A 14565-nucleotide genomic window follows, 5' to 3' on the forward strand; every position below is an offset into this window, starting at 1 on the left:
GGCCGCCACGAACGGGGCAAATTCCGCCTTCTAGGGTGGGGGCATGTCTCTCACCGTGGGCTTCGACCTCGACATGACCCTGCTCGACACCCGGCCCGGCATCCAGGCCACCTATGACGCACTGTCAGCCGCCACCGGCGTCCCGATCGACAGCGCGCTGGCCGTCACCCGGCTCGGGCCGCCGCTGGTGCAGGAGATCGGGCACTGGTTCCCGGCCGACGCGGTGGCGGAGATGGTGGACCTGTACCGGACGCTCTACCGCGAGCACGCGCTGGCCGGCACGCTGCTGCTCCCCGGCGTCGTCGAGTCACTGGCCGCCGTCCGGGCCCACGGCGGCCGGATCGCGGTGATCACCGGCAAGTACGAGCCCAACGCCCGCCTCCAGCTCGACCACGTCGGCCTGACCCCCGACATCCTGGTCGGCGACACCTGGGCCGAGTCCAAGGGCGACGCCCTACGGCTGCACGACGCCACCGTCTACGTCGGCGACCATCTCGGCGACATCATCGGCGCCCGCGCGGCCGACGCGGTGGCAGTGGGCGTGGCCACGGGGCCGTACAGCGCCGCCGAACTCCACGCGGCCGGCGCGGACGTGGTCCTCCCGGACCTCACCGAGTTCCCCGCCTGGCTCGCCGGACATCTGAGCTGAGGTCGCACTACCCAGGGGCTCGGGGCTCTGCTGATGTGCGGCTCCGCCGCGTGGGCGCACGTGGTGCACCGCCAGGGGCTCGGGGAACTGCGACGCCGACCCGTGCAAGGTGATCCGTTCAGGGGCGGTCAGGCACTTTCGCAGTGACCCCGGCGCCAGATCTCCTCGCCCACGCGACGGAGCCGCAGATCGGCAGAGCCCCGAGCCCCTGACCGTAGATGCCCGAGCGCCTGCCTATGGCGGAGCAGGTCAGACCTGGTTGGTGCGGCGGGCCGAGAGGAAGAGGCCGGTCAGGGCGATCAGGAAGCCGAGGGGCATGACCATCGAGACCCAGTAGGCGATCGACGGGAGCCGGGGCAGGTCGAAGAAGAGCGGGACGAAGGTCACCATCGTGGCCACCGCACCGATCAGGAAGACGATCGAACCGGCACGGACCAGGCCGTCGCCACGGTCGGTGGTGCTGCTGCTCACGGTGACTCCTCGACGACGTGGCCCGGGACGGGTCAAGTGTCGCAGCCCGCCGCCCCCGTCGATCGGCGGGGGCGGGATCGGCCCAGACGCTCAGGTCTCCCAGCCGGCACTCAGGCAGTCTGGAGGGAGTCGGGTGGAGCCAGCGGGCAGAGCAGGGGCGAACGAACACATGGGTCTGACGAGTCACAAGGTGCTCGCGTTGTCGACGCTGGTGTCGGTGCTGATGGTGGCCGCGACCGTCTGGCTCTGGCCCCGGCTGGCGAAGCGGAGCTGGGCGACGGTGTTCGGCCGGCTCGGGACCATCCTGGCCACCCAGCTCGCCGTGATGTGCACCGTCGGTCTGGTGGCCAACAACTACTTCGCCTTCTACAGCAGCTGGGCCGACCTGATCGGCACCAACGAGGACGGCCCGGTGGTGATCCAGAGCCAGCTCGCGGACGGCCGCAAGGGCGCCGTGGTCCAGACGATCTCGAACGAGAACGTCCGGGGCTCCAACACGGTCGGCCGGGAGCCCGCGGCGGTCGGCAAGCTGGAGAAGATCCGGATCCCCGGCGCCGCCACCGGACTGACCACCGAGGGGTACGTCTACCTGCCGCCGCAGTACTTCCAGCCGGAGTTCAAGGACAAGAGGTTCCCGGCCGCGATCGCCATCACCGGCTTCCCCGGGGACGCGAAGAACCTGATCACCAAGCTGAACTACCCCTCCACCGAGCTGTCGCTGATCAACGAGGGGAAGACCAAGCCGTACGTCCTGGTGCTGATGCGCCCGTCGCCGGCCATGCCCCGGGACACCGAGTGCGAGGACATCCCGGGTGGCCCGCAGTCCGAGACGTACTTCGCCCAGGACGTGCCGCAGACCATCCGGGACTCCTACCGGGTCGCCTCGGGCCCGGGCAACTGGGGCGTGATCGGGAACTCCACCGGCGGCTACTGCGCGCTCAAGCTCGCCATGAAGCACCCGGACGTGTTCGCCGCCGGGGTCTCGCTGTCCGGCTACTACAAGGCGGCCGAGGACCCGACCACCGGCGACCTGTTCGGCGGCAGCCAGGCCCGCCGCGACCAGGCCGACCTGGACTGGCGGCTGGCCAACCTGCCGAAGCCCGGGGTCTCGCTGCTGGTCGGCGGCAGCAAGGAGGGCGACGGTGACTACTACCCGGCCACCCAGAAGTTCGCGGCGGCCGCCAAGGGCAGCCCCACCAAGGTGTCCTCGATCACGCTGGACACCGGCGGGCACAACTTCAACACCTGGAGCCGGATGCTCCCGGCCTCGCTCGGCTGGCTCGGCGACAAGCTGAACGCCCCCGCCTGAGCCGCGCTCGCCCGACCTGCGCCGATCCCCGGGGCGGTCACAGCGCGCAGTTCCTCGGGGACGGAAAGTTTCGGGCCGCCGGTGGGCAGGGTATGCAGCCTTCGCACGGGGCCGTTCGGGTGCCCCGCAGTCTGATCGGGGGTGTCGCCGGTGCCGAGCGCTCAGCCGTTTGCCGGCCGTGCCAGGCCCCGGTCGGGCCGTGCCTGGCACGTCAGAGCGCCGTACGGGAAACCGGCTGCGTGCCGGTGAGGCACTGACGGATCATTAGGCTGCTGACCCCGAGCCCGACCTGACGCCCCAGCGCGGTCGGCTCGTCATCCACCCCCCGGTGATCCCCGGCCCACGGCCGGGGTCCCCCCGTACCTACACGAGGACTTTTCGAGATGCCCACCGGCCAGGTCAAGTGGTTCAACGAGACGAAGGGCTTCGGCTTCCTGTCGCGCGACGACGGCGGCGACGTCTTCGTGCACACCAAGGCGCTGCCCGCCGGGGTGACCGCGCTCCGGCCGGGTCAGCGGGTCGAGTTCGGCGTGGTGGCCGGGCACCGGGGCGACCAGGCGATGTCGGTCACGCTGCTGGAGGCGCTGCCCTCGGTGGCCGCCGCCCAGCGCAAGAGCGCGGACGACATGGCACCGATCGTGCAGGACCTGATCACCACCCTGGACGCGGTGCTGCCCGGCCTCCAGCACGGCCGCTACCCGGCCAAGGCGACCGGCGAGAAGCTGGCCGGCCTGCTCCGCGCGGTGGCCGACCAGTTCGACGTCTGAGCAGCGCTCAGAACTCCAGCGCACCCGGGCCGATGGCGGGCACCAGCCCCTCGGCGGCGGCCCGGGTGAGCAGGCCGCGCACGGCGGCGTAGCCGGCCTCGCCCAGGTCGGCGGTGAACTCGTTGACGTACAGCCCGATGTGCTGGTCCGCCACCGCCGGGTCCATCTCCTGCGCGTGCGCCAGCACGTACGGCCGGGACGCCTCCGGGTCCTCCCAGGCCAGCCGGACCGAGCTGCGGATGGTGGCGGCCAGCTCCGCCAGCCGCTCGCGGCCGAGCGACCTGCGGGCCACGATCGCGCCGAGCGGGATCGGCAGGCCGGTCTCCTGCTCCCACGCCTCGCCCATGTCGGCGAGCCGGTGCAGGCCGTACTGCCGGTACGTGAAGCGGGCCTCGTGGATCACCAGTCCGGCGTCCACCCGGCCGTCCCGGACGGCGGGCATGATCTCGTGGAACGGCAGCACCACGATCTCGCCGAAGCCGCCGGGCACCGCGGTCGCCGCCCAGAGCCGGAACAGCAGGTAGGCGGTGGAGCGCTCGCTCGGCACCGCGACCGTACGGCCCGTCAGGTCGGCCGCCGCGCCGGGCTGCCGGGTCAGCACCAGCGGGCCGCAGCCCCGGCCCAGCGCGCCGCCGCAGGGCAGCAGGGCGTACTCGTCCAGCACCCAGGGCAGCTGGCCGTAGCTGATCTTCAGCAGGTCCAGTTCGCCGCGCTCGGCGAGGCCGTTGGTGACGTCGATGTCCGCGAAGGTCACCTCGGGCGCCTCGGCGCCGGGCACCAGCCCGTGCGCCCAGGCGTGGAAGACGAAGGTGTCGTTCGGGCAGGGGGAGTAGGCGACCTGCAGGGTCATCGGGTGACCTCCTCGATCAGCTCCCGGCAGGGGAGCAGCACGAACGCCCGCTCCAGGGCGCCCAACGCCTCGCCGATCCGCCAGGCGGCCCGGTCCCGGGGGCCCACCGGGTTGGACACGGTGCGCAGCTCCAGCATCGGTACGCCGTACCGCTCGGCCGCCTGCGCCACCCCGTAGCCCTCCATCGCCTCCGCCACCGCGTGCGGGTGGCGGGCCGTCAGCTCGGCCGCCCGCTCGGCGCTGCCGGTCACGGTGGACACCGTCAGCACGGTGCCGGTCGCGGCGTCCAGCGCGTCGGCGGCCAGCCGGACGGCGCCGGGCGGCGGGGTGTACCTGATCCGGCCGAAGCCGAGCTCGGTCACGTCCTGGAAGCCGTCCGGGGTCTGCGCGCCCAGGTCGGCCACCACCAGCTCCTCGGCCAGCACGATCGCCCCGATCGGCGCCCGGGGGACGAACCCCCCGGCGATCCCGGCCGAGATCACCAGGTCGTACGGGTGCTGCGCCAGCACGGCGGCCACCGAGACGGCGGCGGCCGTCGGGCCGACCCCGGCCACCAGGACGTCCACCTCGGTGCCCGAGGCGTGCTCGCTGCGGCGCAGCTCGCCGACGTCCAGCGGCACCATCCGGGCGCCGTCCCGCAGCCCGCGCAGCACCGCCTCGGCCTCGGCGGAGACGGCAACGGCGACGAGCAGCCGGGGGGTACCCGGCTGCTCGTCGCCGTGCTGGGGGTGCGTCACCGTCACTGGGACTGCTGGGCGGCAGGCTGCTGCTCGCCGGCGGCGTCCTTGTTCTTCAGCTGGAAGTACCAGACACCCAGGATGTCGCCGGTCTTCTCGTTCGCCTCGACCACGGTCACGGTGGTCTTCTCGGTGGCGGCCAGCAGGCCGGAGGCCGGGAGCAGGCCGGAGAAGGTCGAACCGACCCGGGTGGAGGCCAGCGTGGCGCGCTGCTGCTGCCCGCCGTCGGTGAAGGCGAACCAGCCCTTGTCGGCCACCTTCGGGTCGACGCCGACGCCGATCCGGTCGCCGACCTTCACGTCCAGGCTGGGCAGGGTGCCGGCCTCGCGGGCCTTGGCGGCGCTCTCCTGGCACTTCGTCTGGGCCGCCTCGTCCAGCGGCTTGCCGTCGTTGTAGCAGGACGCGCCGAACGGGCCGGAGTCGATGGAGGAGCGGCCGACCACCAGGGTGGCCTTCGGCTCCGCCGGCTTGCCCTGGTCGCTGGCGTGCGCGATGGAGAGGCCGACCGTGCCGGCGCCGATCACGACAACGGCGCCGACGGCGGCGATGACACGGGTGCTGAGGCTCATGGGCTAGAGGCTACCGGCCCGGCCCGATCACCGAACTCCGGGGTGGCCCCGTCCGGTCGCGTGCCGGAGGGGCTTCACCCGAACGGTCACTCCTACGCGGTCCGGGGCGCCCGGCGCGGTCCCAGCCGGTGCAGTGCCCAGACCGTCCAGACCAGCGGGACCGAGAGCAGTCCGGTGGCCGTCCAGAGCCCGAGCGAGCCGTCCAGCGGCAGGGTGATCCCCAGCGCGCCGCCGGCCACCCAGCAGAGCTGGAGCAGCGTCTCGGACCGGGCGAAGGCGGAGGTCCTGACCGCCTCCGGCACGTCCCGCTGGATCAGCGCGTCCAGGGCCAGCTTCCCCAGCGAGGCGGCCGCCCCGGCCGCCGCCGCGACCAGACCCACCGTCAGGAGTCCGTACCAGAGCGCGGCCGCCGCAGCCGCCGTGGTGGCGACCAGCAACCCGGCGGTGACGATCAGCTCGGAGCTCCGGGTCCGCAGCCAGGAGCCGAGCACCGAACCGAGCGCGTTGCCGCCGCCCGCACAGGCCGCCACCACCCCGATGGTGACCGTCGGCTGCAGGCCGCCGACCGGGTCCTCCCGGAGCAGGAAGGCCAGGAACATCACCAGGAAGCCGACCAGCGCCCGCAGCGAGGCCACCGCCCGGAGCGCGAGGATCACCGAGGGGCCGACCGTCCGCAGCCGGGCCCGGTCCGGCCTGCGCCGGTGCTCCTCCCCGCTCAGGTGCTCCTCGGAGTGCAGGACGGCCCGCTGCTCGCCCTTGGCCGAGTCGACCTGGTGCGGCAGGTGAAACGCCATCAGGGTGCCCGCCACGAAGACCAGGAAGGCGCCGCGCAGCGGCCAGGCCGGTCCGATCAGATGGAGCAGGCCGCCCACCCCGGCCGCCACCATGCCGGCCAGCAGCCCGGCCAGCGTCACCCGCGAGTTGGCCTTCACCAGCGAGAGCCGGGGCGGCAGCAGCCGTGGCACCACCACGCTGCGCACCACTCCGTACGCCTTGGAGGCGACCAGCACGCCGAGCGCGGCGGGGTAGAGCGCGAGGCCGCCGTCCACCACCGGGCCGGCCATCGTCCAGGCCAGCATCGCCCGGGCCAGCATGGAGACCGCCACCGCGGACCGGCGGCCGTGCGGCATCCGGTCCAGCAGCGGGCCGATCACCGGGGCGAGCAGGGCGAACGGCGCCATCGTGACCAGCAGGTAGAGCGCCACCCGGCCCCGCGCCTCGCCGGTGGGCACCGAGAAGAAGACGGTGGAGGCCAGCGCGATCCCGATCAGCATGTCGCCGAAGGAGTTCAGCGCGTGCAGTTCGATCAACTTGGCCAGGCCGGATTCACCGGCACCCTCGGCGGCCGTGGCCCGGCGGATCCGGCGGCCGGTGCCGTGCACCACCCGCCCGGTCCGCAGGCCCGCCGAGGAGGCACCGCGTACCAACATGTTCCGGCGGGGCGGCGTCGGTCCACCCTCCGGCGGCGGCCCGCTGTCGCTCGCCGAGGGGACGGGGTCTGGCTGCCGCGGTACCGGCACCGGCGGGCCTGGTTGCTTTCGGCCGTCCGGGTCGGGCCGCGGCGGGATCTCGTCCGCCACGTAGCCAATCCTGCCCGAGATTTGCCCGGACAACGCGGCGGATCACCATGATCACCGGTACTCTGCCGGACCCGCCTCCAAGCCGGACTGTCCCGGGTGGCCGACCGACGGGTAGCCTGCACTACGCGCGTGCACTGCCCAGCGGGCGGCGCGGCCGGTCAGCGGACAGGCGCAGGTCGCGCAGAATGATACGAGAGACGGTGCCCACCGGACCGGAGCTCCGGACAGGACCGCGCGGGTCCAGCAGCTGACGGACCGTGGGCAAATGGGCCGCAGGCTACAGAACTTGGGAGAGAATCGACGCCGTGAGTGCTGCGATGCGAAGCCGTACCCCCGACCGGCTCTGTGCCGAGGCCGTCGAGATCGCCCGTCAGGCCGCCGTCGAGGCGGTCGGCCCGGAGGCCGTAGGGGCGCACCTCGGTGTCCGCGCCGACGGCGAACGGGTCGTCACCCACACGTTCGAGTGCCTGGACGCGGCGTACCGCGGCTGGCACTGGGCCGTGACGGTGGCCCGGGCGCCCCGGGCGAAGAACGTCACGCTGGACGAGACGGTGCTGCTGCCCGGCCCCGACGCGGTGCTCGCACCGCAGTGGGTGCCGTGGAGCGAGCGCCTGCGTCCCGGTGACATGGGTCCCGGCGACCTGCTCCCCACCGACGCGGACGACCTCCGGCTGGAGCCCGGCTGGTCCGGTGAGGACGAACCCGCCCCGAACTCGGTGGCGGCCCTCGACGAGACCGAGGACCTGGTCGTCACCGAGGGCGACGTCCAGCCCACCCCGGTCCGGGCCCAGATCAGCGCCATCGCGGGGGAGCTCGGCCTCGGCCGCCCCCGGGTGCTGTCCCGGCTCGGCCTGCACCTGGCCGCCGACCGCTGGGAGACCGCCCACGGTCCGCAGACGCCGATGGCCCAGGCGGCCCCGGCCAACTGCGACACCTGCGGCTTCCTGATCCCGATCGGCGGCTCGCTCGGGCAGGCGTTCGGCATCTGCGGCAACGAGTTCGGTCCGGCCGACGGCCAGGTCGTCTCCTTCGCCTACGGCTGCGGCGGCCACTCCGAGGCAGCCGTCATCCCCGCCCCGCCCGCCCCCTCCGAGCTGATCCTCGACGAGCTCGAACTCGAACCGATGCAGCTCCACCCCGACCGCACCAGCGGCTCGGTCGAACCCGACGCCCCCACCGAGGAGCTCGGCCACTCCTGACGCGCGGCTCCGCCGCGTGGGCGACGCCGACTTTTTGGCAGGTGTTCAGCTCGCTACGGAGTCAGGGGCTCGGGGCTCTGCTGGTGTGCGGCTCCGCCGCGTGGGCGACGCCGTCCTTTTGGCAGGTGTTCAGCCCGCTACGGAGTCAGGGGCTCGGGGCTCTGCTGGTGTGCGGCTCCGCCACGTGGGCGACGCCGTCCTTTTGGCAGGTGCTCAGCCCGCTACGGAGTCAGGGGCTCGGGGAACTGCGACGCCGACCTCGTAAAAGGTCACGCGTGCGTAGCTGGTCAGGCACTTTCGCAGTGACCCGAACGCCAGATCTCCTCGCAGTTCCCCGAGCCCCTGGACCGTAGACGCCGGAGCGCCTGCCTACAGCGCAGCCCTGGGCCCCTGGGTAGTAGACCGCTGAGCACTTGCCTGGAGCGCAGCGCCGGAGCGCCTGTCGGAAGGGCAGCCCCGAGCCCCTGCGCGGAGTCGTCGCTGCGGCAGGGGAGAATGCCCCCGTACGGCAGGGCCAGGGTGGCGGCGGAAGGCGGCAGTGCAGTGGAGCCTCGGATCATCGGTGGCAGCAGTGACGAGCAGGTGGCCGACCCCTTCGACACGGCGGGCCTGCGGCGCCGGGTGCTGGACGCCTGGACGGCCGCCCCGGCCCGGTTCCGGGAGGACGCCAACGCGGAGGAGGAGCTCGCCCTCGGCGGCTACCGCGACCGCCTGATCGTCGAGTTGGCGCAGAACGCCGCCGACGCGGCGGCCCGCACCGGCACCGGCCCCGGCCGCCTCCGGCTGACCCTGCGGGACGGCGTACTGGCCGCCGCCAACACCGGCGCCGCGCTGGACGAGGCGGCGGTCGAGTCGCTGGCCACCCTGCGGGCCTCCTCCAAGCGGGCCGACGAGGGCCGTACCGAGGAGACCCGCACGGTCGGCCGGTTCGGCGTCGGCTTCGCCGCCGTGCTCGCAGTCACCGACGAGCCGGCGGTGCTCTCGGCCCACGGCGGGGTGCGCTGGTCGCTGGCCGAGGCGCAGGCGCTCACCGAGGAGCGGCCCCAGCTGGTCGAGGAGCTGCGCCGCCGAGAGGGCCACGTGCCGCTGCTGCGGCTGCCGTTCCCGGCCGAGGGCGCGGCGCCGACCGGCTACGACACCGTGGTGGTGCTCCCGCTCCGGGACGCCGCCGCCGAGGATCTGACCCGCCGTCTGCTGGCCGGGATCGACGACGCGCTGCTGCTCACCCTGCCGGGCCTGGCCGAGGTCACCGTCGAGACGCCGGACGGCGTCCGGACGTTGACCCGTTCGGCTGATCCCGAGCCCGCCGAGGGGATCACCACCGTGGTCCTCACCGACGGGGACCGCAGCACCAGCTGGCAGACCGTCACACGGAGCGGCGGCACCGCGCCCGAGCTGCTGGCCGACCGGCCCACCGAGGAGCGCGCCCGCCCGTACTGGTCGGTGACCTGGGCGGTGCCGGTCTCCCCGGACGGGACCCCGCAGCCGCTGCGGACCGATCCGGTGGTGCACGCGCCGACCCCGAGCGACGAACCGCTGGGCGTACCGGCGCTGTTGATCGCCGGTTACCCGCTGGACCCGACCCGCAGGCACGTCGCGCCGGGCCCGCTCACCGACTTCCTGACCGAGCGCGCGGCGGACGCGTACGCCGACCTGCTGCGGGCCAGGGGCGGCGACCTCGGGTCGCTCGGCCTGGTGCCGGGGCCGCTCGGCGAGGGCGCGTTGGACAACGCGCTGCGGTCGGCGATCCTGCACCGGCTGCCCGGTACGCCGTTCCTGCCGCACCCGGCCCCGGTGGAGGAGGGCACCCCGGCGCTCCGGCCCCGGGACGCCACGCTGCTGGAGGGCGCCGACCGGGACGTGGTGGAGGCGCTGGCGCCGATCTTCCCCGGCCTGCTGCCGGCCGGGCTGGAGCGCCGCACCGAGCTGCGGGTGCTCGCGGTCCGCCGGGTGCCGCTGGCCGAGGTGGTCGACCAACTCGGCGGCCTGGAGCGGGAGCCGGCCTGGTGGCGGAACCTGTACGCGGCGCTGGCCGGGGCCGACCCGGAGTCGCTCGGCGCACTGCCGGTGCCGCTCGCGGACGGCCGGACGGTCCGCGGCCCGCGCCGGGTGCTGCTGCCCTCGGACGCGGCCGACTGGGCCGGCTTCGAGGGCTACCCCGAGTCGCTGGCCGAGGCGCTCGGCCTGCTCGACCTGCGACTGGCCCACCCGGAGGCGGCGCACCCGCTGCTGGCCAAGCTCGGCGCCGGTACCGCCACCCCCGCCGGGGTGCTGGACACCCCCGAGGTCCGGGCCGCGGTGGCCCGTTCGCTGGAGCTCGGCGAGGACGACTTCGACGCCGCCGTCGACCTGGCGGACGCGGTGCTGGCGCTGGTCAAGGCCGCCGGGGCGACCCCCGGCGAGCACCGCTGGCTGGCCCGGCTGGCACTGCCGGACGACGAGGGCGAGCTGTCCCGGGCCGGCGAGCTGATCCTGCCCGACTCCCCGCTCTCCGCCCTGGCCAGGGAGGACGACGCCGGATACGTGGACGACGACCTGCTGGACCGCTGGGGCCCCGAAGTGCTGGCGGCCGTCGGCGCGTTGAGCAACTTCGTGCTGGTCAGGGCCGAGGACGTGGTGCTCGACCCGGACGACCTGGAGCGGCTCGACCCGACCGCGCCCGCCGACCGGGCGGCCGGCGGCCGGCCGACCGGCCTGCTGGACGAGGCCCCGGACGGCCTGGCCGACTGGTGCGAGGACATCCTGGAGAGCCTGCACACGGACGACAGCGGCGAGTTGGGCGTCCCGCCGGTGGCCGCCGAGCTGCTCGCGGTGCGCGACCTGGACCTGGTGGACGAGGACGCCTGGCCCGAGGCACTGGCCCTGCTGTCCCGTCCGCCGTACCGGGAGGCGGTGGTCAACCCGGTGCGGACCCTGCTGCCGAACGGGAGTTACGTCGACCTCCCGCCGTACACCGCCTGGTGGCTGCGCGACCACCCCGTGCTGGCGGGCCGGGAGCCCGCGGGTCTGCGCGCCGCCGGGGCCGACCCGCTGCTGCGCGGGCTCTACGACGAGGCCAGGACCACCCTGGACGAGACCTTCCTGCACGCGCTGGGGGTGCGCACCACGCTGGCCGCGCTGCTCGCCGAGCCGCACGGCCCGGACGAGCTGCTGGACCGGCTCGCCGACCCGGCCTCCACCGTGTCGCACCGTCAACTGCACGGCATCCACAGCGCGTTGGCCGGCGTCCCGGTCGACCGGGTGGAGCCGCTGGACACCGTCAGGGCGGTCCCGCCGATGGACCCGGAGACCGGCCGCCGCCCGGACGGCACCGTCCTGGTGGACGCCACCGAGGCGGTGGTCGCGGACGCCCCCGACCTGGTCGAGCTGCTGCACCCGTACCCGCTGCTGCCGGTGGCCCCGGAGCTGGCACCCGAGCTGGCCGAGCGCCTGCACGTCTCGCTGGCCAGCGAGGTGGCCGGTGGCCGGGTGCTCTCCGAGGGGACCCTGCACCGGACCCCCGCCGTGGTGCGGGAGTTGCTGCCGGGCTGCCCCGCCGTCTACGAGGAGCACGACGAGCTGCTGGTGGTCGGCCCGGACGGCGGCGAGGCGGCGATCGGCTGGCGCTGGGACACCTCCGCCGCCGCCCCCGAGCAGCCGTACGACCCGGAGGACGCCGAAGCCGCCGACGAGGACGACGAGTTCGAGGTCCCTCCGGTCCCGGGACTGCTGCACGCGGCCACCCCCGAGGGCCTGGCCGCCGGGCTGGCCTGGTCGGTCGGCCAGTGGCACCGCCGGTTCGAGATCCTGGCCGCGCTGGCCGAGCCGGACCGGGCCTACGAGCTGTTGGCGGCCCGGGACTTCGAGTAGTCCGCCGCAGGACAGCGGCCCGCCCCCGTCGAGGCAGGGGGCGGGCCGCTGCGGCGGCTCAGGGTTCGCCGTTGCGGCGGACGATGACCCGCCAGACCACCTCCAGCAGCACCCCCGCGACCGCGGCGATGCCCACCCCGACCCACGGGTCCCGGGTGCCCGCCAGCGAGAGCTGGAAGAAGTCCGACAGCCAGGGCACCAGCAGCACCAGCGTGAAGGCCCCGCCCATGGTGGCGATCAGCGCGATCCGCAGCCAGTTGTACGGCCGGGCCACGATCGCCAGCACCCACATCGCCACCAGGAACAGCGTCAGCGTCGCGACACTGGTGTCCGCCTTCAGGTCGGTCGCGTGGTCGGTCCTGGCCAGCATGTACGCCGTGAAGGTGGCGGCGCCCGCGATCGCCCCGCCCGGCACCGCGAGCCGCAGCACCCGGCGGACGAAGCCCGTCCTGGCCCGCTCGTTGTTCGGCGCCAGGGCCAGGAAGAACGCCGGGATGCCGATGGTCAGCGAGCTCAGCAGAGTGGAGTGCCGGGGCAGGAACGGGTACGGCACCTGGGTGATCACCACCAGCAGGGCGAGCAGCACCGAGTAGACCGTCTTCACCAGGAAGAGGTTGGCCACCCGCTCGATGTTGCCGATCACCCGGCGGCCCTCGGCCACCACCGAGGGCAGGGTGGCGAAGCTGTCGTTCAGCAGCACGATCTGGGCCACCGCCCGGGTCGCCTCGCTGCCGGAGCCCATCGCCACCCCGATGTCGGCGTCCTTGAGCGCGAGCACGTCGTTGACGCCGTCGCCGGTCATCGCCACGGTGTGCCCGCGGGACTGCATCGCGCCGACCAGCTCGCGCTTCTGCTGCGGCGTCACCCGCCCGAAGACGGTGGTCCGTTCGGCGACCTCGGCCAGCTCCTCGGCGTCGGTGGGCAGCGTCCGGGCGTCCAACGGGCGCTCCGCGCCGGGCAGTCCGAGGTGCGCGGCGACCGCGCCGACCGAGACCGCGCTGTCGCCGGAGATCACCTTGGCCTCGACCTGCTGGCTCTCGAAGTACCGCAGGGTGTCGGCGGCGTCCTCGCGCAGCCGCTGCTGGAGCACCAGCAGGGCCAGCGGCTGGAGGTCGGCGGCCGGGTCGGGGGCGTCCAGCGCCTGGGTGGTCCGGCCGAGCAGCAGCACCCGCAGGCCGCGCGAGCCGAGCTCGTCCACCTCGGCCAGCGCCGGGTGGCCGGCCGGCAGCAGGACGTCCGGGGCGCCGAGCAGCCAGCTCGCCTCGGTGCCGGCCGGCTCCAGCAACCGGACCCCGCTCCACTTCCGGGCCGAGGAGAACGGCACCGCCTCCAGCACCCGCCAGCGCTCGCCGTCGCCGGCGCTGTCCCCGTAGGCGTCGATCACCGCCTGCATGCTGGGGTTGGGCCGGGAGTCCGCACCGCCCATCGCGCCGAGCGCCTGCTGCAGCACCTTCCGGTCGGCGAGCACGTGGTTGGCCAGTGGGGCGTCCGGCCGCAGGTGGCCGTCGACCCCGCCGTCCGGTGCGGCCAGCGGGCGCAGCTCGACCAGGTCCATGCCGCCCTCGGTGAGGGTGCCGGTCTTGTCCAGGCAGACGGTGTCCACCCGGGCCAGCCCCTCGATCGCCGGCAGCTCCTGCACCAGGCACTGCTTGCGGCCGAGCCGGACCACCCCGATCGCGAACGCCACCGAGGTGAGCAGCACCAGCCCCTCGGGCACCATCGGCACGATGCCCGCCACCATCCGGCGGACCGCCTCCCGCCAGTCGTTCCGCTCCACCGCGAGCTGACTGATGATCAGGCCGATCGCGGTCGGGATCAGCAGCCAGGTGATGAACTTCAGGATCGCGTCGATACCGCTCCGCAGCTCCGACCTGACCAGGGTGAACCGGCTGGCCTCCTCGGCCAGCTGCGCGGCGTACGCCTCCCGGCCGACCTTGGTGGCGGTGAACGCCCCGCTCCCGGCGACCACGAAGCTGCCGGACATCACCTGGTCGCCGGGCTGCTTGAGCACCGGGTCGGGCTCGCCGGTGAGCAGCGACTCGTCGATCTCCAGGCCGTCCGCCTCGGTGACCAGGCCGTCCACGATCACCTTGTCGCCGATGCCGAGCAGCACGGTGTCGTCGAGCACGATGCCGGCCACCGCGACCTGCTGGGTGGCGCCGTCCCGGCGGACCTGCGGCTTGGCCTCGCCGATCACGGCCAGTCCGTCCAGGGTCTTCTTGGCGCGCAGTTCCTGGATGATGCCGATCGCCGTGTTGGCGACGATGACCAGGCCGAACAGCCCGTCCTGGAGCGGTCCGACCACCAGGATGATGCCGAACATGACGCCGATGATGGCGTTGAACCGGGTGAACACGTTGGCCCGGACGATCTCCCGGGTCGACCGGCTGGAGCGGACGGGTACGTCGTTCACCTCGCCGCGGGCCACCCGTTCGGCGACCTCCGCGGCGGTCAGGCCGCCCGGGCGCCCGTGGTCCTCCTGCCGCGGACGGCGGGCGGGCGGGTCGTCGCCGGGCTCGGTCGCCGTGTGCTCCGCAGGATGAGTCATGGGACCGACTCTAGGTGGGCGATTTGCGCGGTGCGCC

General features: G+C 74.0%; 11 protein-coding genes. 5 read left to right on the plus strand and 6 right to left on the minus strand.

All coding sequences use genetic code 11. The features are described 5' to 3' along the window. The first annotated feature begins 43 nt into the window (after positions 1-43). Positions 44-649: an HAD family hydrolase gene (locus tag OHV05_RS19690; RefSeq protein ID WP_405018845.1), complete on the plus strand. Its 606-nt coding sequence runs from the start codon at positions 44-46 to the stop codon at positions 647-649. 249 nt (positions 650-898) lie between these two features. Here OHV05_RS19690 and OHV05_RS19695 read toward each other — a convergent pair whose 3' ends face one another. Then, entirely contained in the window at positions 899-1120 is a 222-nt protein-coding gene (locus tag OHV05_RS19695; RefSeq protein WP_403037152.1) for a hypothetical protein, read from the minus strand. A gap of 169 nt (positions 1121-1289) precedes the next feature. Here OHV05_RS19695 and OHV05_RS19700 point away from each other — a divergent pair, with 169 nt between their 5' ends. Then, positions 1290-2429, plus strand: coding sequence for an alpha/beta hydrolase (locus OHV05_RS19700; protein WP_405018846.1), 1140 nt, complete (start codon positions 1290-1292; stop codon positions 2427-2429). A gap of 383 nt (positions 2430-2812) precedes the next feature. Further along, the gene (locus OHV05_RS19705) at positions 2813-3196 is read left to right on the plus strand and encodes a cold-shock protein (protein WP_403037158.1); all 384 of its coding nucleotides are present in this window, start codon (positions 2813-2815) and stop codon (positions 3194-3196) included. Positions 3197-3203: 7 nt separating this feature from the next. On the opposite strand, the gene OHV05_RS19710 is transcribed toward OHV05_RS19705, so the two are convergent. From OHV05_RS19710 to OHV05_RS19725, 4 genes are all read right to left on the minus strand, one after another. Continuing rightward, the gene (locus OHV05_RS19710) at positions 3204-4046 is read right to left on the minus strand and encodes a 1,4-dihydroxy-6-naphthoate synthase (protein WP_405018847.1); all 843 of its coding nucleotides are present in this window, start codon (positions 4044-4046) and stop codon (positions 3204-3206) included. Next, entirely contained in the window at positions 4043-4783 is a 741-nt protein-coding gene (locus OHV05_RS19715; protein ID WP_405018848.1) for a futalosine hydrolase, read from the minus strand. The genes OHV05_RS19710 and OHV05_RS19715 overlap by 4 nt, the downstream gene beginning before the upstream one ends. Before the next feature lie 2 nt (positions 4784-4785). Further along, positions 4786-5352 (minus strand): hypothetical protein, encoded by a 567-nt coding sequence (locus OHV05_RS19720; RefSeq protein ID WP_405018849.1) that lies wholly within the window; start codon positions 5350-5352, stop codon positions 4786-4788. Between the two features lie 92 nt (positions 5353-5444). Further along, positions 5445-6782, minus strand: coding sequence for an MFS transporter (locus OHV05_RS19725; protein ID WP_405018850.1), 1338 nt, complete (start codon positions 6780-6782; stop codon positions 5445-5447). A gap of 467 nt (positions 6783-7249) precedes the next feature. Here OHV05_RS19725 and OHV05_RS19730 point away from each other — a divergent pair, with 467 nt between their 5' ends. Together OHV05_RS19730 and OHV05_RS19735 are read left to right on the plus strand one after the other, a co-directional pair. Next, a complete protein-coding gene (locus tag OHV05_RS19730) occupies positions 7250-8131 on the plus strand; it encodes a DUF3027 domain-containing protein (RefSeq protein WP_405018851.1) in 882 nt (293 codons plus the stop codon). A 543-nt stretch (positions 8132-8674) separates the two neighbouring features. Next, a complete protein-coding gene (locus OHV05_RS19735) occupies positions 8675-11980 on the plus strand; it encodes a sacsin N-terminal ATP-binding-like domain-containing protein (protein WP_405018852.1) in 3306 nt (1101 codons plus the stop codon). 58 nt (positions 11981-12038) lie between these two features. Here OHV05_RS19735 and OHV05_RS19740 read toward each other — a convergent pair whose 3' ends face one another. Further along, complete coding sequence (locus tag OHV05_RS19740) at positions 12039-14528, minus strand: HAD-IC family P-type ATPase (protein ID WP_405018853.1); 2490 nt, start codon at positions 14526-14528, stop codon at positions 12039-12041. Positions 14529-14565 lie beyond the last annotated feature (37 nt).

Origin of the sequence: Kitasatospora sp. NBC_00070, from assembly GCF_045041205.1 — a bacterium.
Classification (GTDB): domain Bacteria; phylum Actinomycetota; class Actinomycetes; order Streptomycetales; family Streptomycetaceae; genus Kitasatospora.

Coding starts and splice junctions, on each gene's coding strand:
- OHV05_RS19700 (WP_405018846.1), top strand. CDS start 1,290: ATGGGTCTGACGAGTCACAAGGTGCTCGCGTTGTCGACGCTGGTGTCG.
- OHV05_RS19725 (WP_405018850.1), bottom strand. CDS start 6,782: ATGTTGGTACGCGGTGCCTCCTCGGCGGGCCTGCGGACCGGGCGGGTG.
- OHV05_RS19705 (WP_403037158.1), top strand. CDS start 2,813: ATGCCCACCGGCCAGGTCAAGTGGTTCAACGAGACGAAGGGCTTCGGC.
- OHV05_RS19740 (WP_405018853.1), bottom strand. CDS start 14,528: ATGACTCATCCTGCGGAGCACACGGCGACCGAGCCCGGCGACGACCCG.
- OHV05_RS19690 (WP_405018845.1), top strand. CDS start 44: ATGTCTCTCACCGTGGGCTTCGACCTCGACATGACCCTGCTCGACACC.
- OHV05_RS19720 (WP_405018849.1), bottom strand. CDS start 5,352: ATGAGCCTCAGCACCCGTGTCATCGCCGCCGTCGGCGCCGTTGTCGTG.
- OHV05_RS19730 (WP_405018851.1), top strand. CDS start 7,250: ATGCGAAGCCGTACCCCCGACCGGCTCTGTGCCGAGGCCGTCGAGATC.
- OHV05_RS19710 (WP_405018847.1), bottom strand. CDS start 4,046: ATGACCCTGCAGGTCGCCTACTCCCCCTGCCCGAACGACACCTTCGTC.